Source organism: Tolypothrix tenuis PCC 7101 (assembly GCF_963874875.1).
In the GTDB taxonomy this organism is placed as follows: Bacteria; Cyanobacteriota; Cyanobacteriia; order Cyanobacteriales; family Nostocaceae; genus Aulosira; species Aulosira tenue.
This window is the reverse complement of sequence record NZ_CAWNJS010000001.1, coordinates 5,946,149-5,963,892: the sequence shown is the minus strand read 5'-3', so window position 1 is coordinate 5,963,892 and position 17,744 is coordinate 5,946,149. Positions and strand designations below refer to the sequence as shown.

The 17,744-nt window shown below is 40.1% G+C and carries 18 protein-coding genes; 15 read left to right on the top strand and 3 right to left on the bottom strand.

Going from position 1 to position 17,744, the window contains the following annotated elements; genetic code table 11:
- Positions 1-249: 249 nt before the first annotated feature.
- Positions 250-783 (top strand): DUF4330 domain-containing protein, encoded by a 534-nt coding sequence (locus tag AACU25_RS23565; RefSeq protein WP_045871254.1) that lies wholly within the window; start codon positions 250-252, stop codon positions 781-783.
- Between the two features lie 705 nt (positions 784-1,488).
- Positions 1,489-2,019: a YdcF family protein gene (locus AACU25_RS23560; protein WP_096583974.1), complete on the top strand. Its 531-nt coding sequence runs from the start codon at positions 1,489-1,491 to the stop codon at positions 2,017-2,019.
- Between the two features lie 175 nt (positions 2,020-2,194).
- Here AACU25_RS23560 and AACU25_RS23555 read toward each other — a convergent pair whose 3' ends face one another.
- The gene (locus AACU25_RS23555) at positions 2,195-3,502 is read right to left on the bottom strand and encodes a glutamate-5-semialdehyde dehydrogenase (RefSeq protein ID WP_096579805.1); all 1,308 of its coding nucleotides are present in this window, start codon (positions 3,500-3,502) and stop codon (positions 2,195-2,197) included.
- Between the two features lie 473 nt (positions 3,503-3,975).
- A complete protein-coding gene (locus AACU25_RS23550; protein ID WP_096579803.1) occupies positions 3,976-4,242 on the bottom strand; it encodes a hypothetical protein in 267 nt (88 codons plus the stop codon).
- A gap of 396 nt (positions 4,243-4,638) precedes the next feature.
- Here AACU25_RS23550 and gvpA (AACU25_RS23545) point away from each other — a divergent pair, with 396 nt between their 5' ends.
- The 8 genes from gvpA (AACU25_RS23545) (at position 4,639) to AACU25_RS23510 (ending at position 9,488) form a co-directional block, all read left to right on the top strand.
- Complete coding sequence (gene gvpA, locus AACU25_RS23545; RefSeq protein WP_045871251.1) at positions 4,639-4,854, top strand: gas vesicle structural protein GvpA; 216 nt, start codon at positions 4,639-4,641, stop codon at positions 4,852-4,854.
- A 104-nt stretch (positions 4,855-4,958) separates the two neighbouring features.
- Complete coding sequence (gene gvpA / locus AACU25_RS23540; protein WP_045871251.1) at positions 4,959-5,174, top strand: gas vesicle structural protein GvpA; 216 nt, start codon at positions 4,959-4,961, stop codon at positions 5,172-5,174.
- A gap of 214 nt (positions 5,175-5,388) precedes the next feature.
- Positions 5,389-5,877, top strand: a complete 489-nt coding sequence (gvpC, locus tag AACU25_RS23535; RefSeq protein ID WP_096579801.1) for a gas vesicle protein GvpC — start codon at positions 5,389-5,391, stop codon at positions 5,875-5,877.
- A gap of 364 nt (positions 5,878-6,241) precedes the next feature.
- Positions 6,242-7,288 (top strand): gas vesicle protein GvpN, encoded by a 1,047-nt coding sequence (gvpN, locus tag AACU25_RS23530; RefSeq protein WP_096579799.1) that lies wholly within the window; start codon positions 6,242-6,244, stop codon positions 7,286-7,288.
- A 70-nt stretch (positions 7,289-7,358) separates the two neighbouring features.
- Positions 7,359-7,802, top strand: a complete 444-nt coding sequence (locus tag AACU25_RS23525) for a gas vesicle protein (protein ID WP_096579798.1) — start codon at positions 7,359-7,361, stop codon at positions 7,800-7,802.
- Between the two features lie 68 nt (positions 7,803-7,870).
- The gene (locus tag AACU25_RS23520) at positions 7,871-8,347 is read left to right on the top strand and encodes a gas vesicle protein K (RefSeq protein WP_096583972.1); all 477 of its coding nucleotides are present in this window, start codon (positions 7,871-7,873) and stop codon (positions 8,345-8,347) included.
- A gap of 7 nt (positions 8,348-8,354) precedes the next feature.
- The gene (gene gvpF / locus AACU25_RS23515; RefSeq protein WP_096579796.1) at positions 8,355-9,089 is read left to right on the top strand and encodes a gas vesicle protein GvpF; all 735 of its coding nucleotides are present in this window, start codon (positions 8,355-8,357) and stop codon (positions 9,087-9,089) included.
- 15 nt (positions 9,090-9,104) lie between these two features.
- Complete coding sequence (locus tag AACU25_RS23510; RefSeq protein WP_096579794.1) at positions 9,105-9,488, top strand: gas vesicle protein GvpG; 384 nt, start codon at positions 9,105-9,107, stop codon at positions 9,486-9,488.
- 111 nt (positions 9,489-9,599) lie between these two features.
- On the opposite strand, the gene AACU25_RS23505 is transcribed toward AACU25_RS23510, so the two are convergent.
- On the bottom strand, positions 9,600-9,917 hold the full coding sequence (locus AACU25_RS23505; protein WP_045871245.1) for a hypothetical protein: 318 nt from the start codon (positions 9,915-9,917) through the stop codon (positions 9,600-9,602).
- Positions 9,918-10,011: 94 nt separating this feature from the next.
- Here AACU25_RS23505 and AACU25_RS23500 point away from each other — a divergent pair, with 94 nt between their 5' ends.
- From AACU25_RS23500 to AACU25_RS23480, 5 genes are all read left to right on the top strand, one after another.
- Positions 10,012-10,749, top strand: a complete 738-nt coding sequence (locus tag AACU25_RS23500; protein ID WP_321206673.1) for a GvpL/GvpF family gas vesicle protein — start codon at positions 10,012-10,014, stop codon at positions 10,747-10,749.
- A 37-nt stretch (positions 10,750-10,786) separates the two neighbouring features.
- A complete protein-coding gene (locus AACU25_RS23495; RefSeq protein WP_096579793.1) occupies positions 10,787-12,694 on the top strand; it encodes a TRC40/GET3/ArsA family transport-energizing ATPase in 1,908 nt (635 codons plus the stop codon).
- Positions 12,695-12,742: 48 nt separating this feature from the next.
- Positions 12,743-14,605 (top strand): AAA family ATPase, encoded by a 1,863-nt coding sequence (locus tag AACU25_RS23490; protein ID WP_096579791.1) that lies wholly within the window; start codon positions 12,743-12,745, stop codon positions 14,603-14,605.
- Between the two features lie 241 nt (positions 14,606-14,846).
- The gene (locus AACU25_RS23485; RefSeq protein WP_096579789.1) at positions 14,847-15,386 is read left to right on the top strand and encodes an SH3 domain-containing protein; all 540 of its coding nucleotides are present in this window, start codon (positions 14,847-14,849) and stop codon (positions 15,384-15,386) included.
- Between the two features lie 221 nt (positions 15,387-15,607).
- Positions 15,608-17,605 (top strand): zinc metalloprotease HtpX, encoded by a 1,998-nt coding sequence (locus AACU25_RS23480; protein WP_096579787.1) that lies wholly within the window; start codon positions 15,608-15,610, stop codon positions 17,603-17,605.
- The last annotated feature ends 139 nt before the right edge of the window (positions 17,606-17,744 follow it).

The window sequence follows — 17,744 nt, the reverse complement described above, 5'->3', positions numbered from 1 at the left end:
AAAAGTATTGCCTAGCCTCCTACATTTTCCTTCCCCCATACCACCTGAGTACAGGTTGTTTCAGCCACAGATCAAAACAACAATAATTCCGGAACTTGATTGCCTAGTCCCGTAATTTCAGAAGTCATGATACACTGTCGCATGACTATAGCCCCTAGCCGCTTGCTTACCAAGTAGGGAAGATTGCCATTACTCTAGTCAAGCCTGCTACTCAACTCAATTACTCCGCTCACATCTGGAAAACTTGTTATGGCTATTTTAGATACCAAAGGCCGCTTGTTCGGCAAAATTAATCTCCTAGATTTAGGTGCTTTACTAGTTATTGTGCTAGTTATCTTTGGCATATTCGTCTTTCCCGGTACTTCCGGTTCTGTAGCCCAAGTTGGTGCTAAAACAGTACCTATAGAAGTGGATCTGGTAGTTCGTGGCTTAAATGTTCGTAACCCTCAGCAGTTATATGACAAAGGGCTGAAAGCAGGTGGTAAGACTAACGTGATTATCCGCAATCAACCTCATGGTGAGATTGCAATTAAATCTATGCAACCACTACCAAGAACAATCAATGTTCCTCAACCTGATGGTTCTATTAAAGAGTTACCAGATCCAAAAAGCAACAATTTTAGTACAGATATGCTGTTGACTTTAGAAGGTAAAGCACAAATCACTCAAAATGGCCCTGTTCTAGGTAACAGCAAAGTGAAAATTGGAATGCCCTTTGAATTAGAAGGTTTCAACTACAACTTTAATGCCACTGTCATCGATTTAAGATTGAAAGATAAATAAACTTGGCACCAAAGCAAGTCTAAAATTAGACCTGACATCATATAGTGGTCTATTGCCAAAATTTTGATAAGTTCGTAGTGAGTTAGCGCAGTCTTAAGGGTTTCCCTAGAACGAATGAATAACCGCAATTTTGAGCAGTCTAATGCTTGAAAATCCAGGCTACAGTCTTGACTACGAACTTATTCGCCTATCATGACTAGCAACATAAATCACTAGTTATTAGTGCGAATTTCTACGTTAAAATGGACACTAGTTTGGGCTATACACAGCCAGTAAATTTTATGTACTGGCGCAAAATTAAAATGTATAAAAGTATCGGAAGTTAATAGAAAAACTGCCGATATTGGGTAGGATTAATACATCGACAATTAAAAATGAAAGTGTTAAAACCCCTTTATAAAGAAATAAGTTCAGTAAACTTTCTCCCTTAGTCTCTCTAGACTAGGAGCCGAGAGAGGAGTAAGGTAGAAATCAGGGTTTTTAGCTTCTACTTTTACAGTCAAGAGGTTAAATCACATTCATCTAACTTGCATTCCATGAGTTTTCAGGGAAAAATCCCCAAATTTTTATTTGGCAAGATTTTTTTGTAACTCTACTAACTTAGATAATTATTGTTTTTCTTTTATTCAAAGAAAACTTGGAATCAGTAAACGAAGTATTAGAGCCTTGAATAAGCTATTGTTTACAGGTAAATCTTTTCGGTTTATGGCGTTTACCCTCCCGCTGTTAATGTGGTTGGGATATAAAGAAGTCAAAAGCCAAATGGTGGAACCGCAAGCAGTCTTGGTGTTAGGCGGTTCAACGAAGAATCTAGAGCGAGAAAAGTTTACAGCAGATTTTGCTAAGAGGCATCCAAATTTACCTATTTGGATCAGTGGTGGCAGTCCACCTAGATCTACACAAAAGGTGTTTTCCAAGGCAGGAATAGATCCTGAACGCTTACACTTGGATTACGAAGCAGTAGATACAGTTACTAATTTTACTACGCTGGTTGATGATTTGCAAGCACACGGAATCAAGAGCGTTTATTTGATTACGTCCGATTTCCATATGCGTCGGGCTAGCGTCATTGGTGAGATTGTTTTAGGTAGTCGCGGTATTGAGTTTAAAACAATACCAGTTCCTTCCAAAACATCACCTGAACCACTAGAAAAATCTCTCCGTGATGGCGCTAGAGCTATTCTTTGGGTAGCAACTGGTTACACTGGTGCAGAAGATACGTTGCATAAGAAGTGAATGGGGAATGGGGATTGGGGATTGGGTAATGGGTAATGGGTAATGGGTAATGGGGAAGGGGTAATGGGTAAAAAAATAATAACAATAGTCCTATTCCCTTTGACCTTTGACCTTTGACCTTTGACCCTTGACCTTTGACCTTTGACCCTTGACCCTTGACTTTTGACCCTTGACTTTAAATTAAATCCCGATGGGTAAATGACTTGGCGTTTGCGCCAGTGTAGCTCGCTACAATATGACCGTCGCCTATCATTTGATATTTGTAGGTTACTAACCCTTCTAAGCCAACAGGGCCTCGTGGCGGCATTTGTTGAGTACTAATACCTACTTCGGCACCAAAGCCGTAGCGGAAACCATCAGCAAAGCGCGTGGAACAGTTATGATACACTCCGGCTGCGTTTACTAATCCTAAGAAAGTTTCTGCTGCTGCTAAATCTTCGGTGACGATCGCTTCCGTATGGCGAGAACCATATTCATTAATATGGGCGATCGCATCTTCTATGGAATCTACAATTTTAATTGCCAAAATCAAATCGCTGTATTCTGTTTCCCAGTCTTGTGCTGTAGCTGCGGTGAGATGATGCAAAATTTTGGCGGTGCGTTCATCACCTCTTAATTCCACGTGATTGGCTTGCATGGCTGCAGCTAGCTGTGGTAAATAATCTGCGGCGATGCTGGCATGAACTAGCAAGGTTTCAATAGCGTTACAAGCTGCGGGATATTGGGTTTTAGCATCAACAGCAATGGTAACGGCTTTGGCAATATCAGCGCCTTTATCTATATATAGATGACAAATGCCATCTGCATGGCCAAGTACTGGAATGCGAGTATTATCCTGCACAAACCGCACAAAGGAATTAGAACCTCTGGGAATAATTAAATCCACATATTTATCTAACTGCAACAGTTCAATAGTTTGTTCTCTAGTTGTTAACAACTGCACGACATCGGGGTTCACAGCAGTGTGAGATAAGCCTTGCTTAATTGCTTTAACTATCGCCTCGCAAGAACGAATTGCTTCTTTACCACCTTTGAGAATTACGCCATTACCTGACTTGATTGCTAAAGAGACAATTTGAATTGCGGCTTCGGGACGTGCTTCAAAAATAATGCCCAAAACGCCTAAAGGACAAGTAATGCGCTTGAGAATTAAGCCTGTGTCGATTTCGCGATGAATTTGGACTTTCCCGACTGGATCGGCTAGTTTACCAACATCTCTGACTCCCGCGATCGCATCTCTCAATTTATGTTCATCCAACTGCAAGCGTTTATAAAGTGGTTTGGCAATCCCATCAGCAGTGGCGGCTTCACAATCAGCGATATTTGCTTGCAAAATATCGTCTCTTGCTGATTCTAAAGCTTGGGCGATCGCTTCAATAGCTTGATTTTTCGCCTCAGTGGAGAGAACAGCCAACTTACTAGCAGAGGAACGGGTTTTTTGAGCGATTTCTATCAAAGGAGAAGCAATATCAACAATAGTCATAGCAAATAATAACTTTCCAGTAAGGCCACAATCTTTGTCTTTTTCCTATCCTACCAACCTTAGTTCATGTTTTTAGACAACATTATTGAATTAGGATTAGCAATTTTCATGTCTAGGGACTAGCGCTAGAGAAGAAAGATTGTAAATTTAATTCAGCCAAAAATTATGGGGGTACAACAATGTTGTACCCCCACAAATGATATATGTTTCACACAATGGAAAATGACTATAAAATTATTATTTTCATCTCCAATTAGAAAAGCTCTCTGGGAAGTTTACTCAATTTTGGTTCAATACATAAATTGGTTAATATAGCCAATTTTTAGATTTTGGTTGAATAATTTAACCAATTTTCTCACTATTTTTAGTTTGAATGTCAATCTCAAGTTAAAAATCCAAAATCCTCTCTTGGAAAGTTCTAAGCGGAAATTTCCTCCACTCAGAACTTTCCGCAAAATCTAAAATTGATAACTTCAACCATGTTGAACACGCTGTTCAAATTGCTCGCGAGTTGTTTCAACTACGTCAACAGCAGCAGAATAGATATCATTATGTTCTTGTTGCAGCCAAGTCAAAAGGCTAGCAATTTGAGCATTTCTTAAATCTAGATCTGTTTGAAAAATAATTGAAGTCGCCATCAATTGAGCGTATTGAGGTTGATGTCCTTGTTGCACTAAATGAGCAATTAAGCCAGCTAAAGCTTCTTGTCGGACTGGATCTGTATTGGCTTCCTTATACATGGTTTCTAGACAACGATATTTGTTGCAATCATCCTATTTCATGTAAGTGACCATTTTGTATCCGTAGTTTTACTGAAATTACTACGTAATAGTGCCTTAAAAAAAGGATGCTTTTTTAACCCTGTATTTTGATTCTGAATTTTGTAACAAGACTAACTAATACAAAACAAACAATATGGAATTTAAGACATACAAATCAAATATCATCAACGTTTTGACAGTATACAACTTAAACATCTGTAAGTATTTATGTTGTATCTTCCTGAACGTTGTTATATTTGTTTACAGTATTTTGGGTGTGATTCTATTTACATTTCAATCGAGTGTTAATAGTATTGTTTTAGTGATTGAGAAATCAATCCGAAAAACAACAACAATGAGTTAAGGTTCAAATTTATGGCAGTCGAAAAAACTAATTCCTCTTCAAGCTTGGCAGAAGTTATTGATCGTATCTTAGACAAAGGTATCGTTGTAGATGCTTGGGTACGTGTATCTCTAGTTGGTATTGAATTACTTGCTATTGAAGCTCGGATCGTTATCGCTTCTGTTGAAACATATTTGAAATATGCAGAAGCTGTTGGTCTAACTCAGTCAGCAGCAGTACCTGCTTAATTATTAAGTAAATAGAAAATATGAGAATTAGCGCTGACTAATTCTCATGTTAACAAGTCGTCCAAATAATCTCAACAAACAACAATAGGTTAAGGTGCAATCATATGGCAGTTGAAAAGACTAATTCCTCCTCTAGCTTGGCAGAAGTTATCGACCGTATTTTAGACAAAGGTATCGTTGTAGATGCTTGGGTACGTGTTTCCTTAGTTGGTATTGAACTACTTGCTATTGAAGCTCGGATCGTTATCGCTTCCGTTGAAACATACTTGAAGTATGCAGAAGCAGTTGGTCTAACTCAATCTGCCGCAGTACCTGCTTAATCATTAAGCAGAGTCCATAATATCAGAATTGCTAACTCAGCAATTCTGATATTTATACTGCTTTTATCTAATTATCCAAAAGATTCTTACAACAAGATTTATCTCAGGATAACAGGAAAAAGGCAGATATTGCTTGAGCCACATTTGCTGGAGATAAACCATCCAGAAAATGTGGTTGATTCACAGTGATTTTAGTATGATTGCGGAGAGAATCATGACTCCTTTAATGATCAGAATCCGGCAAGAGCATCGAGGAATAGCAGAGGAAGTAACTCAACTATTTAAAGATACTCAAGAATTCTTGTCCGTGACTACAGCGCAAAGACAAGCGCAAGCTAAAGAACAAGCTGAAAATCTGGATCAGTTCCATAAGGATCTGGAGAAAGACACTGAAGAGTTTTTAACAGATACAGCTAAAGAAAGAATGGCTAAAGCCAGACAGCAAGCTGAAGATCTGTTCCAATTCCATAAGGAAATGGCAGAAAACACCCAAGAGTTTTTGTCAGAAACAGCTAAAGAAAGAATGGCGCAAGCTCAAGAGCAAGCTCGACAACTGCGCGAATTCCATCAAAACCTTGAGCAAACAACCAACGAATTTTTAGCCGACACAGCTAAAGAAAGAAAGGCGCAAGCTCAAGAACAAAAGCAACAGCTACATCAATTCCGTCAGGATTTGTTTGCTAGCATTTTTGGTACATTTTAGTCTTGCATTAATGCTCCCAACTAATAGATTTTATCTGTTGAAGAATGGGGCTAAATAGTAAAACCCCCTAATCTTCCAGGTAAAAACTGGTAAGACCAGGGGGTAGTCAAATTCAACAATGAGTTTTAGCACGAAACTTAAATAACATATATCGGCACTGATTACAAGGCTTTAGTAAAAAAAACTAACAACCTGTATCTCGTTTCAATCAGTGAACAATAAATAACTCTAACGAATATTGATGGTAACAACAATCGATAGAGCTTTATTTATAGTTTCTGCTCCTATCTTACCACATTGATGTCATTTACGCATCGAATGTTGTGTTTTTTTTGTAAAGTTCTCTTCCCACCATCATTAACTTATGACTAATACCGAAAATCATAAAAAAAGAGCTGTTCTTCGTGTCCGTCCTGGTCAGTTTGTAGTCACACCAGCTATTGAAAAAGTAGCAATTCGAGCGTTGCGTTATCTCACATCAGGATTTGCTATTCATTTACGCGGGCCAGCTGGTACAGGTAAAACGACCTTAGCTATGCATTTAGCTAATTGTCTAGATAGACCAATCATGTTGATTTTCGGAGATGACGAATTTAAAAGTTCTGATTTAATCGGCAGCGAATCTGGCTATACACATAAAAAATTATTAGACAATTATATTCACAACGTTCTGAAAGTTGAAGACGAACTCAAACAAAATTGGGTTGATTCTCGCTTAACTTTAGCTTGTCGGGAAGGTTTAACCTTAGTCTACGACGAGTTTAACCGTTCACGTCCAGAAGTAAATAACGTTTTACTGTCTGCTTTAGAAGAAAAAATCCTCACCCTTCCACCTAGCAGCAATCAGCCCGAATATTTACACGTTCACCCCAAATTCCGGGCTATTTTTACCTCCAATCCAGAAGAATACTGCGGGGTTCACTCTACTCAAGATGCTTTGATGGATCGGTTGGTAACTATTAATATGCCGGAACCAGATGAGCAAACTCAGATTGAAATCTTAACTCATAAAACAGGTATTCATCACGAGTATGCTCAGTTAATTGCGCGCTTAGTCAAAGCATTTCGTTCAGCAACTGGTGCTGAAAAAACTTCTGGCTTGCGGTCTTGTTTGATGGTTGCAAAAGTATGTGCAGAACACGATATTTTGGTCACACCTGAAAATACAGATTTCCGCGAAATTTGTGCAGATGTTTTGTTCAATCGCACCAATTTATCTGCAAGTGATGCTACAACGCTGTTTCTGGAATTGCTGAACCACGTACAAGTAAAACCAGTAGAGCCAGTTGATGATAGCGATCCCTATGATGTGGCTGAGTCCGAAATAGTTGGTGAAGCCGAACCACAAACAGATGCGATCGCAGAACCAGTGACACTAGATGAAAGCTTGTTAAGCGACCAACCCAACTAATGTTTTCCTCAAATAAAGCTTAGTACTCAATCAAGACTGTGGTTAATTTCATTCAAGAGTTTAATTCATCGTGACTACTACACCCATCCTGCCAACACGTTCTCAATCTAACTCCAGCCGAGCTATTACTACATCTACTCAAGGTTCTACCTTGGCAGATATTCTCGAGCGAGTTTTAGATAAGGGAATTGTGATTGCTGGTGATATTTCTGTATCTATCGCCTCTACAGAACTTCTGCATATCCGTATCCGCTTATTAATTTCCTCCGTTGATAAAGCTAAAGAGTTGGGCATTAATTGGTGGGAAAATGACCCTTACCTCAGTAGCAAATCTCAACGTTTAGTTGAGGAAAACCAACAACTTCAGCAGCGATTGGAAAGTTTAGAAGCACAGTTACGTTCGCTAACTGCTGCTAAGATCAACAATCCAGAACTATTTCCAGTCAATGCTGAAGATAATGGCCAAAGCGATGAAGAAAACGTGCCATTGCCAATGAATCAGCCTAATGACTAGGCTAAGTAGACTTACATCCCAACAATTCAAGCGCTACAAAACAATTAACAAAAGGTGGCATCATGGCAATGGTTTGCACTCCATCTGAAAATTCCAACGATTTGCTAGCTACCAATTCCAAAGCTAATAACCAAGCTGGCTTAGTTCCTTTACTCTTAACTGTAGTGGAACTAATCCGTCAGCTGATGGAAGCTCAAGTAATCCGACGTATGGAAGAGGAGTGCCTTAGTGAATCTGACTTAGAGCGAGCTGCAGAAAGTTTGCAAAAGTTAGAGGAACAAGTTTTAAATTTATGTCAGATTTTTGAGATTGATCCAGCAGACTTAAATATCCATTTAGGAGAACTTGGTAGTCTTTTACCTGCTGCTGGATCTTATTATCCCGGTGAAACCGGAAATACTCCATCTGTATTAGAACTTTTAGACCGTCTATTGAACACCGGAGTTGTGGTGGATGGAGAACTAGATTTAGGCGTTGCTCAACTCAATTTAATTCACGCTAAATTGCGGTTAGTTTTAACCTCAAAACCTTTAAATACAAAGTAATTTTGTTATGGATGCTGGTCTTTATTTGTACGGTATTTTTTCCGATCCGATTCCCTCAACAGATAGCCTGAAAGGATTGGATTCCCAACCTGTTTATAGCCAAGTAGTTGAAGGTTTTACCTTTTTATACTCAGATGCTAAACAAGAAAAATATTTAGCTTCGCGGCGGAATTTAATCAGCCATGAAAAAGTTTTAGAACAAGCAATGCAGGAAGGCTTTCGGACATTGTTACCTCTGCGGTTTGGATTAGTTGTGAAAAATTGGGAAACAGTGATTTCACAACTAATCCAACCATGTGAGCGACAGCTGCGAGATCTGTTTCAAAAATTGGCGGGTAAACGAGAAGTCAGCGTCAAAATTTTGTGGGATACCAAGGCGGAATTACAAGCAATGATGCAGTCTAATCCCGACTTGAAGCAAAAGCGCGACCAGATGGAAGGCAAAAATTTGAGTATGGAGGAAGTGATTGAAATTGGGCAGTTGATTGAAAGTAATTTACAGCAACGCAAAGAAGCTGTAATTAAAACTTTCTTTGATGAACTCAAACCCTTGGCAGAAGAAGTTGTAGAAAGCGAACCGATGATGGAAGAAATGATCTACAACGCTGCTTTTCTCATTCCTTGGGATCAGGAAGCTTTATTTAGCCAACGTGTAGAAGCTATAGACAAAAAATTTGGCGATCGCTTACGTATTCGCTACAACAATTTTACTGCACCTTATACATTTGCTCAGATTTCCTAATCGGAGGTGATGATTATGCTTGGCAAGATTTTACTATTTCCAGTTATGGGGCCAATTAGTGGGTTGATGTGGATTGGAGAACAAATTCAAGAGCGTACTGATACAGAATTTGACGCGCAAGAGAATTTGCATAAACAATTACTCAGTCTGCAACTTTCTTTTGATATTGGCGAAATTTCTGAAGAGGACTTTGAGGAGCAAGAAGAAGAACTACTGCTGAAAATCCAAGCTTTGGAAGAAGAAAAAGCTCGTTTAGAAGCTGAATCTGCAGAAGATGAAGAGGATGAATTAGAGCCAACTTACTTCATAGCTGAAGTTGAGGAAGATAAAGTACTTGCAGAGGCATTTCGAGGCGCTAAAAAATATGAAGATAATGAAAATCTAGTCTTATCGCCCTAACATTATCAGCCAATTAATTTTATAGATAATTAAATTAAAAACCCGCATTTGCGGGTTAATAATTTAATGTTACTTGTTCTAATAGTAGCTAATTACTGAAAAATTTGAAACTTAATATTCAATTTCAAAAGCTTGGTAATTGTTAGCTTCAAAAAAGATATTAGGACGCTTAGGTAAATTAGGATGTCTATGGTCGGATTGGCGTAATTTATTAATATTTTGTTCGGTGTCGGCTATCTGGTCTTTTAGGGAATTCAAACGCTGTTTTAAAATAACTGTCCGCTGTTCTATAAAATGTAACTCCTGCTTAATTCTTTGCTGTTCTGTTACAAGTTTATAGAGTTCTAACTGGCTAGAAGCTTCCGATTTACTACGAGGCATAGTAGTTACTTTAGGTCTAATTGTGCCGCGATTACGAAGATTTTTCATTTAATTTTCCTGAACAATTGATTGTATTATAACCAAGAAAATCGGATTGTAAAGGATAAAAATATATTTAATATTTTTTAAACTTTGTGTCAGTATGGATGCACTAAAAACAAACACAATTCTCACTCATTTTGATTTGGTTGCCAGAATGGAATCATTAAATCTCTACACTTATGCTTTTTTTAATACTCCTGATATTCCCTTAAATTTACCAGAGGGCAATACTAGTCAGTTATTCTTAATTCATGGTTCTGGGATTTCTGCCGTTGTCGAGCCAGGAATATCTTTAGAATCAGTGCAAAATAATGATGAACAAGTTATCAAAATGGTTTTAGCTCACGATCGCATTATTCGTGAACTATTTCAACAAACCACAATTTTACCTTTGCGTTTTGGTACTTCTTTTGCTTCTCCAGCCACATTACTCAAGCATATAGAATCTCACGGTGCAGAGTATCGTGAGAAATTAGATTATATTCAAGGAAAAACTGAATATAATTTAAAACTCCTACCTCGGATTTTTCAAGAACCTGTAAAATCCCCTGTAGGTGGAGGTAGAGATTATTTCTTAGCCAAAAAACAGCATTTTGAAAATCAAAAAGCTTACATGATTGCCCAGGCTGAAGAAAAATCCAGTCTGGTTAATCTCATCACCGACATTTATCAATCTGCCGTGATTGTTCAAGATAAAGGCGAAGAAATTCGGGTTTACTTTTTAGTTAACCATCAAGACAAACTTTTATTTTTAGAGCAGTTTTTAACTTGGCAAGAAGCTTGCCCCCGTTGGGATTTCTGCTTAGGAGAAGGATTACCTCCTTATCACTTTGTTTGACTATTATTTACCAGCTTTGCTATAAATTTCTAGGTTTATGATGAACCACTACGACTTACTTAATTTAGTCATGTTTAGCGGCAAAGGTGGGGTTGGTAAAACCACCATCTCTTGCAGTTTTGCACGTTATTGGGCTAAGAAATTTCCTCAAGAAAGAATTTTGTTACTTTCTACAGATCCAGCACATTCTTTAGGCGATGTCTTACTTGCAGAAGTGAACGACACAGCTTTACCCTTAGCCGATTTGCCTAATTTGAGCGTGCAAGCATTAGATGCCCAAAAGCTGCTGTTAGAATTTAAAGCAAAGTATAGCCGTTTTTTAGAATTACTAGTTGAACGAGGCAGTTTAGCAGATGGCGAAGACCTAGCACCAGTTTGGGATTTAAATTGGCCGGGTTTAAACGAACTTATGGGTTTGCTAGAAATTCAACGTCTGCTTTCAGAAAAGCAGGTGGATCGGGTAGTTCTCGATATGGCTCCTTCTGGGCATACATTAAATTTATTACGATTAAAAGATTTTTTAGATGTTATTTTAAATTCTTTTGAATTATTCCAAGAAAAACATCGAGTGATTACCAAAAGTTTCACGGGTAATTACACAGAAGATGATGTTGATCGCTTCTTGATTGACATGAAATTTCAATTAGCAGAAGGCAGACGCTTACTGCAAGATGAGAAATTTACTGGCTGTTTAGTAGTAGCAGTTTCAGAACCGATGTGTTTGTTAGAAACTGAGCGCTTTTTAGCTAGTTTAAAAGATTTAGAAGTTCCCTATGCCGGATTATTTGTCAATCGCTGTTTGACAGATAATGAACTAGAAACAGACCGTTATGCTGAACAGCAAAATTTACTCAACAAATACTTACAGATAGCACCTGAAAAACCTGTATTCATCGTACCTCAACAACAAGCGCCTCCCTTAGGTAGCAAGTTGTTAGATAGTTTAGCTGCCCAAATTCAAACAATTGATCATGTTGAGATTGCACCACCACCAATAATTCAATGGCCAAATAAAATCTTGCCTAGTTTTGGTGATTTTTTAGCTCAAGGATGTCAATTAATTATTGTGGGTGGTAAAGGAGGTGTAGGTAAAACCACAGTAGCAGCCGCTATAGGTTGGGCTTGCGCCCAGCATTATCCCCATAAAAAAATTCGAGTAATTTCCATAGATCCGGCTCATTCTTTAGGAGATGCTTTTGGGCAAACTTTGGGACATGAGCCTGTAATGCTAACTGCGAATTTGAGCGGACAGGAAGTTGATGAAACTAAAGTAATCGACAAATTCCGTTCAGATTATCTGTGGGAATTAGCAGATATGATTAGTGGGGAAGGCTCGCAAACAGATTCCACAGTGAATGTTGCTTACTTACCAGAAGCTTGGCGGCAAATTATGTCTCAAGCTTTACCTGGTATTGATGAGATATTATCTCTGGTCACTGTGATGGATCTATTAGATAGTAACCAAGCAGATTTAATTATTTTAGATACAGCACCTACAGGCCATCTCCTGCGCTTTTTGGAAATGCCATCGGCTTTAGGAGATTGGTTAACCTGGATATTTAAGCTGTGGATGAAATATCAAAATGTTTTGGGTCATGTAGATGTAATTGGGCGGTTACGGGGTTTACGGCAACAAGTTGTACAGGCACAAAAGAAGTTAAAAAATCCCCGAGATACGCAATTTATTGGTGTAATTCAGGCAGAAGCGGCAATTATTGCTGAACATATTAGATTAACAGAATCTTTGAAAAAGATGGGAGTTAATCAACCTTATGTGGTGCAAAATCGCTACAGTTCACAAGCGGAAATTGATAGCAGTTTGTTTCCCGAACAGACAATTATCCGCTTACCGAATTTACCACGTTCTGTAGAGCCGGTGGTGAGAGTTCAATGTGCAGCACATCTGTTATTTGAATTTGAAGAATTAATTGCCAATAACAGCTAAATGCCAGAAAAAATTGGGATTTTTTAAGTCAACTATCTGAGGTATTTTATGAGTGAGTTATTTAAGGGATTTGAACAATTCTTAGAGTTAGTAAAAACTCTAGAAGAAAAAGTAGAAAAGGGCGAGATTAAAACAGATGTGCAAATTAATTCCCGTCCGATGAGTAGTATTCCTCGTTATGGGAATGTGCCACGTCCTAATAATATGGCGAATGATGTTGGTACTAGTCGCTTCCGCACTCAACCATCGGCTAATTCCGGTGGTGGTGGTGGTAATGGCAGTGGCGGTAATGGGGGAAATTCTGAATCTGTGATTCCACCTGATGCACCTTCGGGTTATAGCCTCAAAGATGTGGGTGGATTGAGTGAAGTTCTCAAAGAACTGAAGGAACTGATTGCCATCCCCTTAAAACGTCCCGATCTATTAGCAAAGCTGGGTCTAGAACCTACACGTGGCGTATTATTAGTTGGGCCGCCAGGGACAGGTAAAACTCTCACCGCCCGCGCTTTAGCTGAAGAACTCGGCGTTAACTATATCGCCCTCGTTGGGCCAGAAGTCATCAGTAAATATTACGGTGAAGCCGAGCAAAGACTGCGGGGAATTTTTGAGAAAGCTGCTAAAAATGCTCCCTGTATTATCTTTATTGATGAAATTGATAGTTTGGCTCCAGACCGCAGCGCTGTAGAAGGGGAAGTAGAAAAACGCCTGGTAGCGCAACTATTGAGTTTGATGGATGGTTTCTCTCAAAGCCAAGGTGTAATTGTCCTAGCGGCGACAAATCGCCCCGACCATCTTGACCCGGCTTTGCGCCGCCCTGGAAGATTTGACCGGGAAGTTCAGTTTCGTATTCCCGACTGCAACGGGCGTAAAGAGATTTTACAAATTCTCACCCGCGCAATGCCTTTAGATGGGACAGTTGACCTGGATTTCATTGCTGAAAGAGCAGTAGGATTTGTGGGGGCTGATTTGAAAGCTGTTTGTCAAAAAGCTGCTTACACTGCATTACGTCGTCACGTTCCTTCGATTGAGGAAAAAGTTCCAGAAAATATGACTGTTAACCAGTCAGACTTTTTACAAGCCCTGAAGGAAATCAAACCTGCGGTACTGCGAAGTGTAGAAGTTGAAGTTCCTCATATAGCTTGGGAAGATATCGGTGGTTTGGAATCAATTAAACAAACCCTGCGCGAATCTGTGGAAGGGGCGTTACTGTACCCAGAACTGTATCTGCAAACCAAAGCCCTAGCACCCAAAGGCATATTACTGTGGGGGCCTCCGGGAACTGGTAAAACCTTATTAGCCAAAGCTGTAGCTTCCCAAGCCAGAGCCAACTTTATTGGTGTCAACGGCCCAGAATTACTCAGCCGTTGGGTGGGAGCCAGCGAACAAGCAGTAAGGGAACTATTTGCCAAAGCCAGACAAGCCGATCCCTGCGTAGTATTTATTGATGAAATTGATACCTTAGCCCCAGCTAGAGGCAGTTACAATGGTGATTCTGGAGTAAGCGATCGCGTAGTTGGTCAATTACTCACTGAATTAGATGGTTTACAAGTAGGAACTACCATCTTAGTAATTGGTGCCACCAATAGACCTGATGCGCTAGATCCAGCTTTATTACGTGCTGGACGCTTAGATTTACAAATGAAAGTAGATCTACCAGATCTCAGCAGTCGCCTGTCAATTTTGAAAGTTCATAGCCAAGGCCGACCTCTGCAAGATGTGGATTTGGAATATTGGGCAGAGATGACCAAAGGCTGGAATGGTGCAGATTTGACATTGCTGTGTAATCAAGCGGCTGTGGAAGCAATTCGCCGTTTCCGTTCCCAAGGGCAGACAGCACCTGCTGATATCAGAATCACTACTGATGATTTTAATTATGCTTATCAGGTGTTGACTGAGCAGCGGCCTGGATAGGGTTGGGGAATGGGGAATGGGGAATGGGGAAGGGTTGAAAAATTGTTTCCCTTTTCCCCTTAACCTTTTCCCTTTTTCCCTATCAAAGGGAGAAACTCATTATTCTACAAACAAGATTTTTGATTAACCAGAAGACTCGCTTTTTCGGAAAAGTTCTGATTTTCTCTGTATTTATATTTAGTGAACTTGGCTTGCGGGTTCGATTTTATTCTTTGGTTATTGAATATCTTGTGGGGAATTTATGAGTTTAATCAAAAAGCTAACGGTGGGATTTTTAACTGTTGGCGCATTAATGAATACAGTATTGCCTGCAATGGCTCGTCCGGCAACCTTGACGACTGACAGCAATTTGCGAACTAGTGCATCTTTAACAGCTTCTGTAGAGGAAGTCTTACCATTGGGCAGTAATGTAGAGGTTTTAAACATTACCTATGGCGATGATGGCGATTATTGGTACTATGTGCAGCCAACAGTGGAAGGAACAGCAAACGGTTGGATACGAGGAGATTTAGTTAAGTTTCAGGCAAGCAAGAAGCGTTATGCAACTATAGTTGGGGAGCGTGGATATAAAATTAACGTGCGTTCCTCTCATAGCTTAAACAGCAAAGTGCTGCACACTGCCCTGTCAGGTGATTTGGTGACAGTTGAAGATTCCTACCAAAATGCAGGTGAATATCGTTGGTATCGTGTCAAGTTCCCAAATAATGCGAGTGGTTGGGTAAGAGAAGACTTGCTATCGATATGGCCCCAAGGATGCATTATTACTTGTCCTGCACATTAGGCGATCGCATCACATCACCAACCCACAACCAGCAACACTCACAACTCAACAGATTCAACACCCAAAACCTATATTCTGTAGAAGTTTCTTAATTTTGAATTTTGAATTTTGAATTTTGAATTGGTACAGTCCCCTTTTTAAGTTTTACGAAATGGCAATGACGAATCCTGAATATATGAGTATTGATCGATCAATTACTACTCCTTTACTAAGGAGATACTATGTCATTGCAATCAGGATTAGATGCCTTTAACCAAGGACGTTATTCCGAAGCTGTTGAAATCTTAGAACAAGTCAGCCGGAATGCTGTAGACCAAAATTCTTCAGATTATCTTTCAGCACAGATGTGGCTGATGAAAGCCTATCAAGGCACAGGACAGATTGAAAAAGCATCAATCCTGTGTCAACGGCTAATGATGAGTGATAATCCTCAGGTGCGGAGTTGGGCTGAACAAGCGCGTCAAACTCTCCCGCAAGCACCAGTTACACAACCCAGAACTGCACCACCAGCCGGACGTGCGGCGGCGGCTGGTGTGAAATTAGCAATGGGTGGTGTGGGTGGAAGTCTAGCTTTAGCTTCTGGTGTCACCATCACCTTGTTGTTTGGGATGGTGTTAGCTTTAGGCTTGAGCTTAGTATTTATTTTAGGTAGCGATAATCCAGTACAAGGATTAGCGATCGCTATTACCATCACTTTAGTTTTTAATCTGGCTGCTTTTTTCCTGTCGCCTTATTTGATGGACTTAACCCAAAGTTGGCTTTACCAAACTCGCTGGGTAGAGTTGGCGGAAGTAGAAAGTCTCAGTCCAGAAACAGCGAGAGTGATTCAGCAAGTCTGTCAACAGAAGAACCTCAAAACTCCACGACTGGGTATTATCAACGACCAAAACCCTACGGCTTTTACTTATGGCTCATTGCCTAACAGCGCCCGGTTAGTCGTCAGTCAGGGGCTGTTCACATATTTAGATGATGATGAAGTTGCTACTGTTTACGCCCATGAATTAGGGCATATTGTTCACTGGGACTTTGCAGTGATGACAGTAGCTTCTACCTTAGTGCAAATTTGCTACTTAATTTACAGCACAGCCAGTAGGTTTGGTCGTGGCGGCGGCGATAGTAAAATCAAAGACGCGATGCAGACTGCTGCCCTTGTTGCCTATATTTTCTATATTGTTGGTACTTACTTGCTACTCTATCTCTCCCGTACCAGAGAATACTTTGCTGACCACTTTGCAGCGGAAACCACGGGTAACCCCAATGGATTATCTCGTGCTTTGGTCAAAATTGCTTACGGGATACTAGAAGAAGGTCAAAGGACAAAAGAACCAAGTCGTTTGATTGAAGGAACCCGCGCCTTGGGTATTTATGACCCCAAAGCCGCCGCTTCCACAGGAACCGCCTACCGCATTGCTTCTGATCCACAAAAAATTGGTCGCGTCTTTTTGTGGGATATGTTTAACCCCTGGGGTTGGTGGATGGAGTTAAATTCTACTCACCCGCTAACTGGTAAACGAGTCCGCGCCCTGAGTACCTATGCAGAACAGTTGGGTTTACCCACTGAGTTTGATATGGGGCGAGTTATTGGGGAAGGTAAGAGTCTTAATAGAAGTAGGCTTTACGGTAATTTCTTCTTAGATGTGGTGCTGTATGGTGCGGAAACTATCGGCTTTTTAGCTGGCTTAGTTTTAGGCGTGATAGTGTTGTCTAGTTCTTCCCATTCTGGTTTGATATTTGGCGCACCACTCATCGGCTTAGGCGTAGGAATTTTGATCAAAGCCTTGGTGATGTTCCCCGACTACAAACAAGCAGCAGATACCGATATTCTGACTCTCATGTCAGACCCCTACGCCAGTCCTTTGCGCGGACAACCTGCAAAACTAGAAGGACAACTGATTGGGCGTGGTGACGCAGGTTATAAATTTGGTTCTGATTTAAAAATTCAAGACCGTAGTGGAATGTTATATCTGCACTACGCCTCACGCTTCGGCCCTATTGGTAATTTCTTGTTTGGGATGAAGCGAGTTCAAAGCTTACTAGGCGAACAAGTTGAGGCTGTGGGTTGGTTCCGTCGCGGCGTTGCGCCTTGGATGGATTTAATTCAGCTTCAAAGTGAGAATGGCACGGTTGTTAATAGTTACCATCGTTTCTGGTCATTTATACTAGGTGGCGGGGTAATTATTTTGGGAGTAGTCTTGACGATATTTGTGAGCAACAGTTAGCCTGTTCGCAGAGCATTTCTAATTATCCAAGCTGTAATTTGCCAAGGAGGTGGTTGTTTACCACCTCCGTTTTTTTGTCATTCAAAAGGATTTGGTGCAGTGGTAGCAAGGTGGGAAAGGTTTCATTTTAAACCGAGTC

Excerpts from the sequence above, each read along its gene's own strand:
- AACU25_RS23565 (WP_045871254.1), top strand. The coding sequence starts at position 250 with ATGGCTATTTTAGATACCAAAGGCCGCTTGTTCGGCAAAATTAATCTC.
- AACU25_RS23560 (WP_096583974.1), top strand. The coding sequence starts at position 1,489 with ATGGCGTTTACCCTCCCGCTGTTAATGTGGTTGGGATATAAAGAAGTC.
- AACU25_RS23555 (WP_096579805.1), bottom strand. The coding sequence starts at position 3,502 with ATGACTATTGTTGATATTGCTTCTCCTTTGATAGAAATCGCTCAAAAA.
- AACU25_RS23550 (WP_096579803.1), bottom strand. The coding sequence starts at position 4,242 with ATGTATAAGGAAGCCAATACAGATCCAGTCCGACAAGAAGCTTTAGCT.
- gvpA (WP_045871251.1), top strand. The coding sequence starts at position 4,639 with ATGGCAGTCGAAAAAACTAATTCCTCTTCAAGCTTGGCAGAAGTTATT.
- gvpA (WP_045871251.1), top strand. The coding sequence starts at position 4,959 with ATGGCAGTTGAAAAGACTAATTCCTCCTCTAGCTTGGCAGAAGTTATC.
- gvpC (WP_096579801.1), top strand. The coding sequence starts at position 5,389 with ATGACTCCTTTAATGATCAGAATCCGGCAAGAGCATCGAGGAATAGCA.
- gvpN (WP_096579799.1), top strand. The coding sequence starts at position 6,242 with ATGACTAATACCGAAAATCATAAAAAAAGAGCTGTTCTTCGTGTCCGT.
- AACU25_RS23520 (WP_096583972.1), top strand. The coding sequence starts at position 7,871 with ATGGTTTGCACTCCATCTGAAAATTCCAACGATTTGCTAGCTACCAAT.
- gvpF (WP_096579796.1), top strand. The coding sequence starts at position 8,355 with ATGGATGCTGGTCTTTATTTGTACGGTATTTTTTCCGATCCGATTCCC.
- AACU25_RS23510 (WP_096579794.1), top strand. The coding sequence starts at position 9,105 with ATGCTTGGCAAGATTTTACTATTTCCAGTTATGGGGCCAATTAGTGGG.
- AACU25_RS23505 (WP_045871245.1), bottom strand. The coding sequence starts at position 9,917 with ATGAAAAATCTTCGTAATCGCGGCACAATTAGACCTAAAGTAACTACT.
- AACU25_RS23500 (WP_321206673.1), top strand. The coding sequence starts at position 10,012 with ATGGATGCACTAAAAACAAACACAATTCTCACTCATTTTGATTTGGTT.
- AACU25_RS23495 (WP_096579793.1), top strand. The coding sequence starts at position 10,787 with ATGATGAACCACTACGACTTACTTAATTTAGTCATGTTTAGCGGCAAA.
- AACU25_RS23490 (WP_096579791.1), top strand. The coding sequence starts at position 12,743 with ATGAGTGAGTTATTTAAGGGATTTGAACAATTCTTAGAGTTAGTAAAA.
- AACU25_RS23485 (WP_096579789.1), top strand. The coding sequence starts at position 14,847 with ATGAGTTTAATCAAAAAGCTAACGGTGGGATTTTTAACTGTTGGCGCA.
- AACU25_RS23480 (WP_096579787.1), top strand. The coding sequence starts at position 15,608 with ATGTCATTGCAATCAGGATTAGATGCCTTTAACCAAGGACGTTATTCC.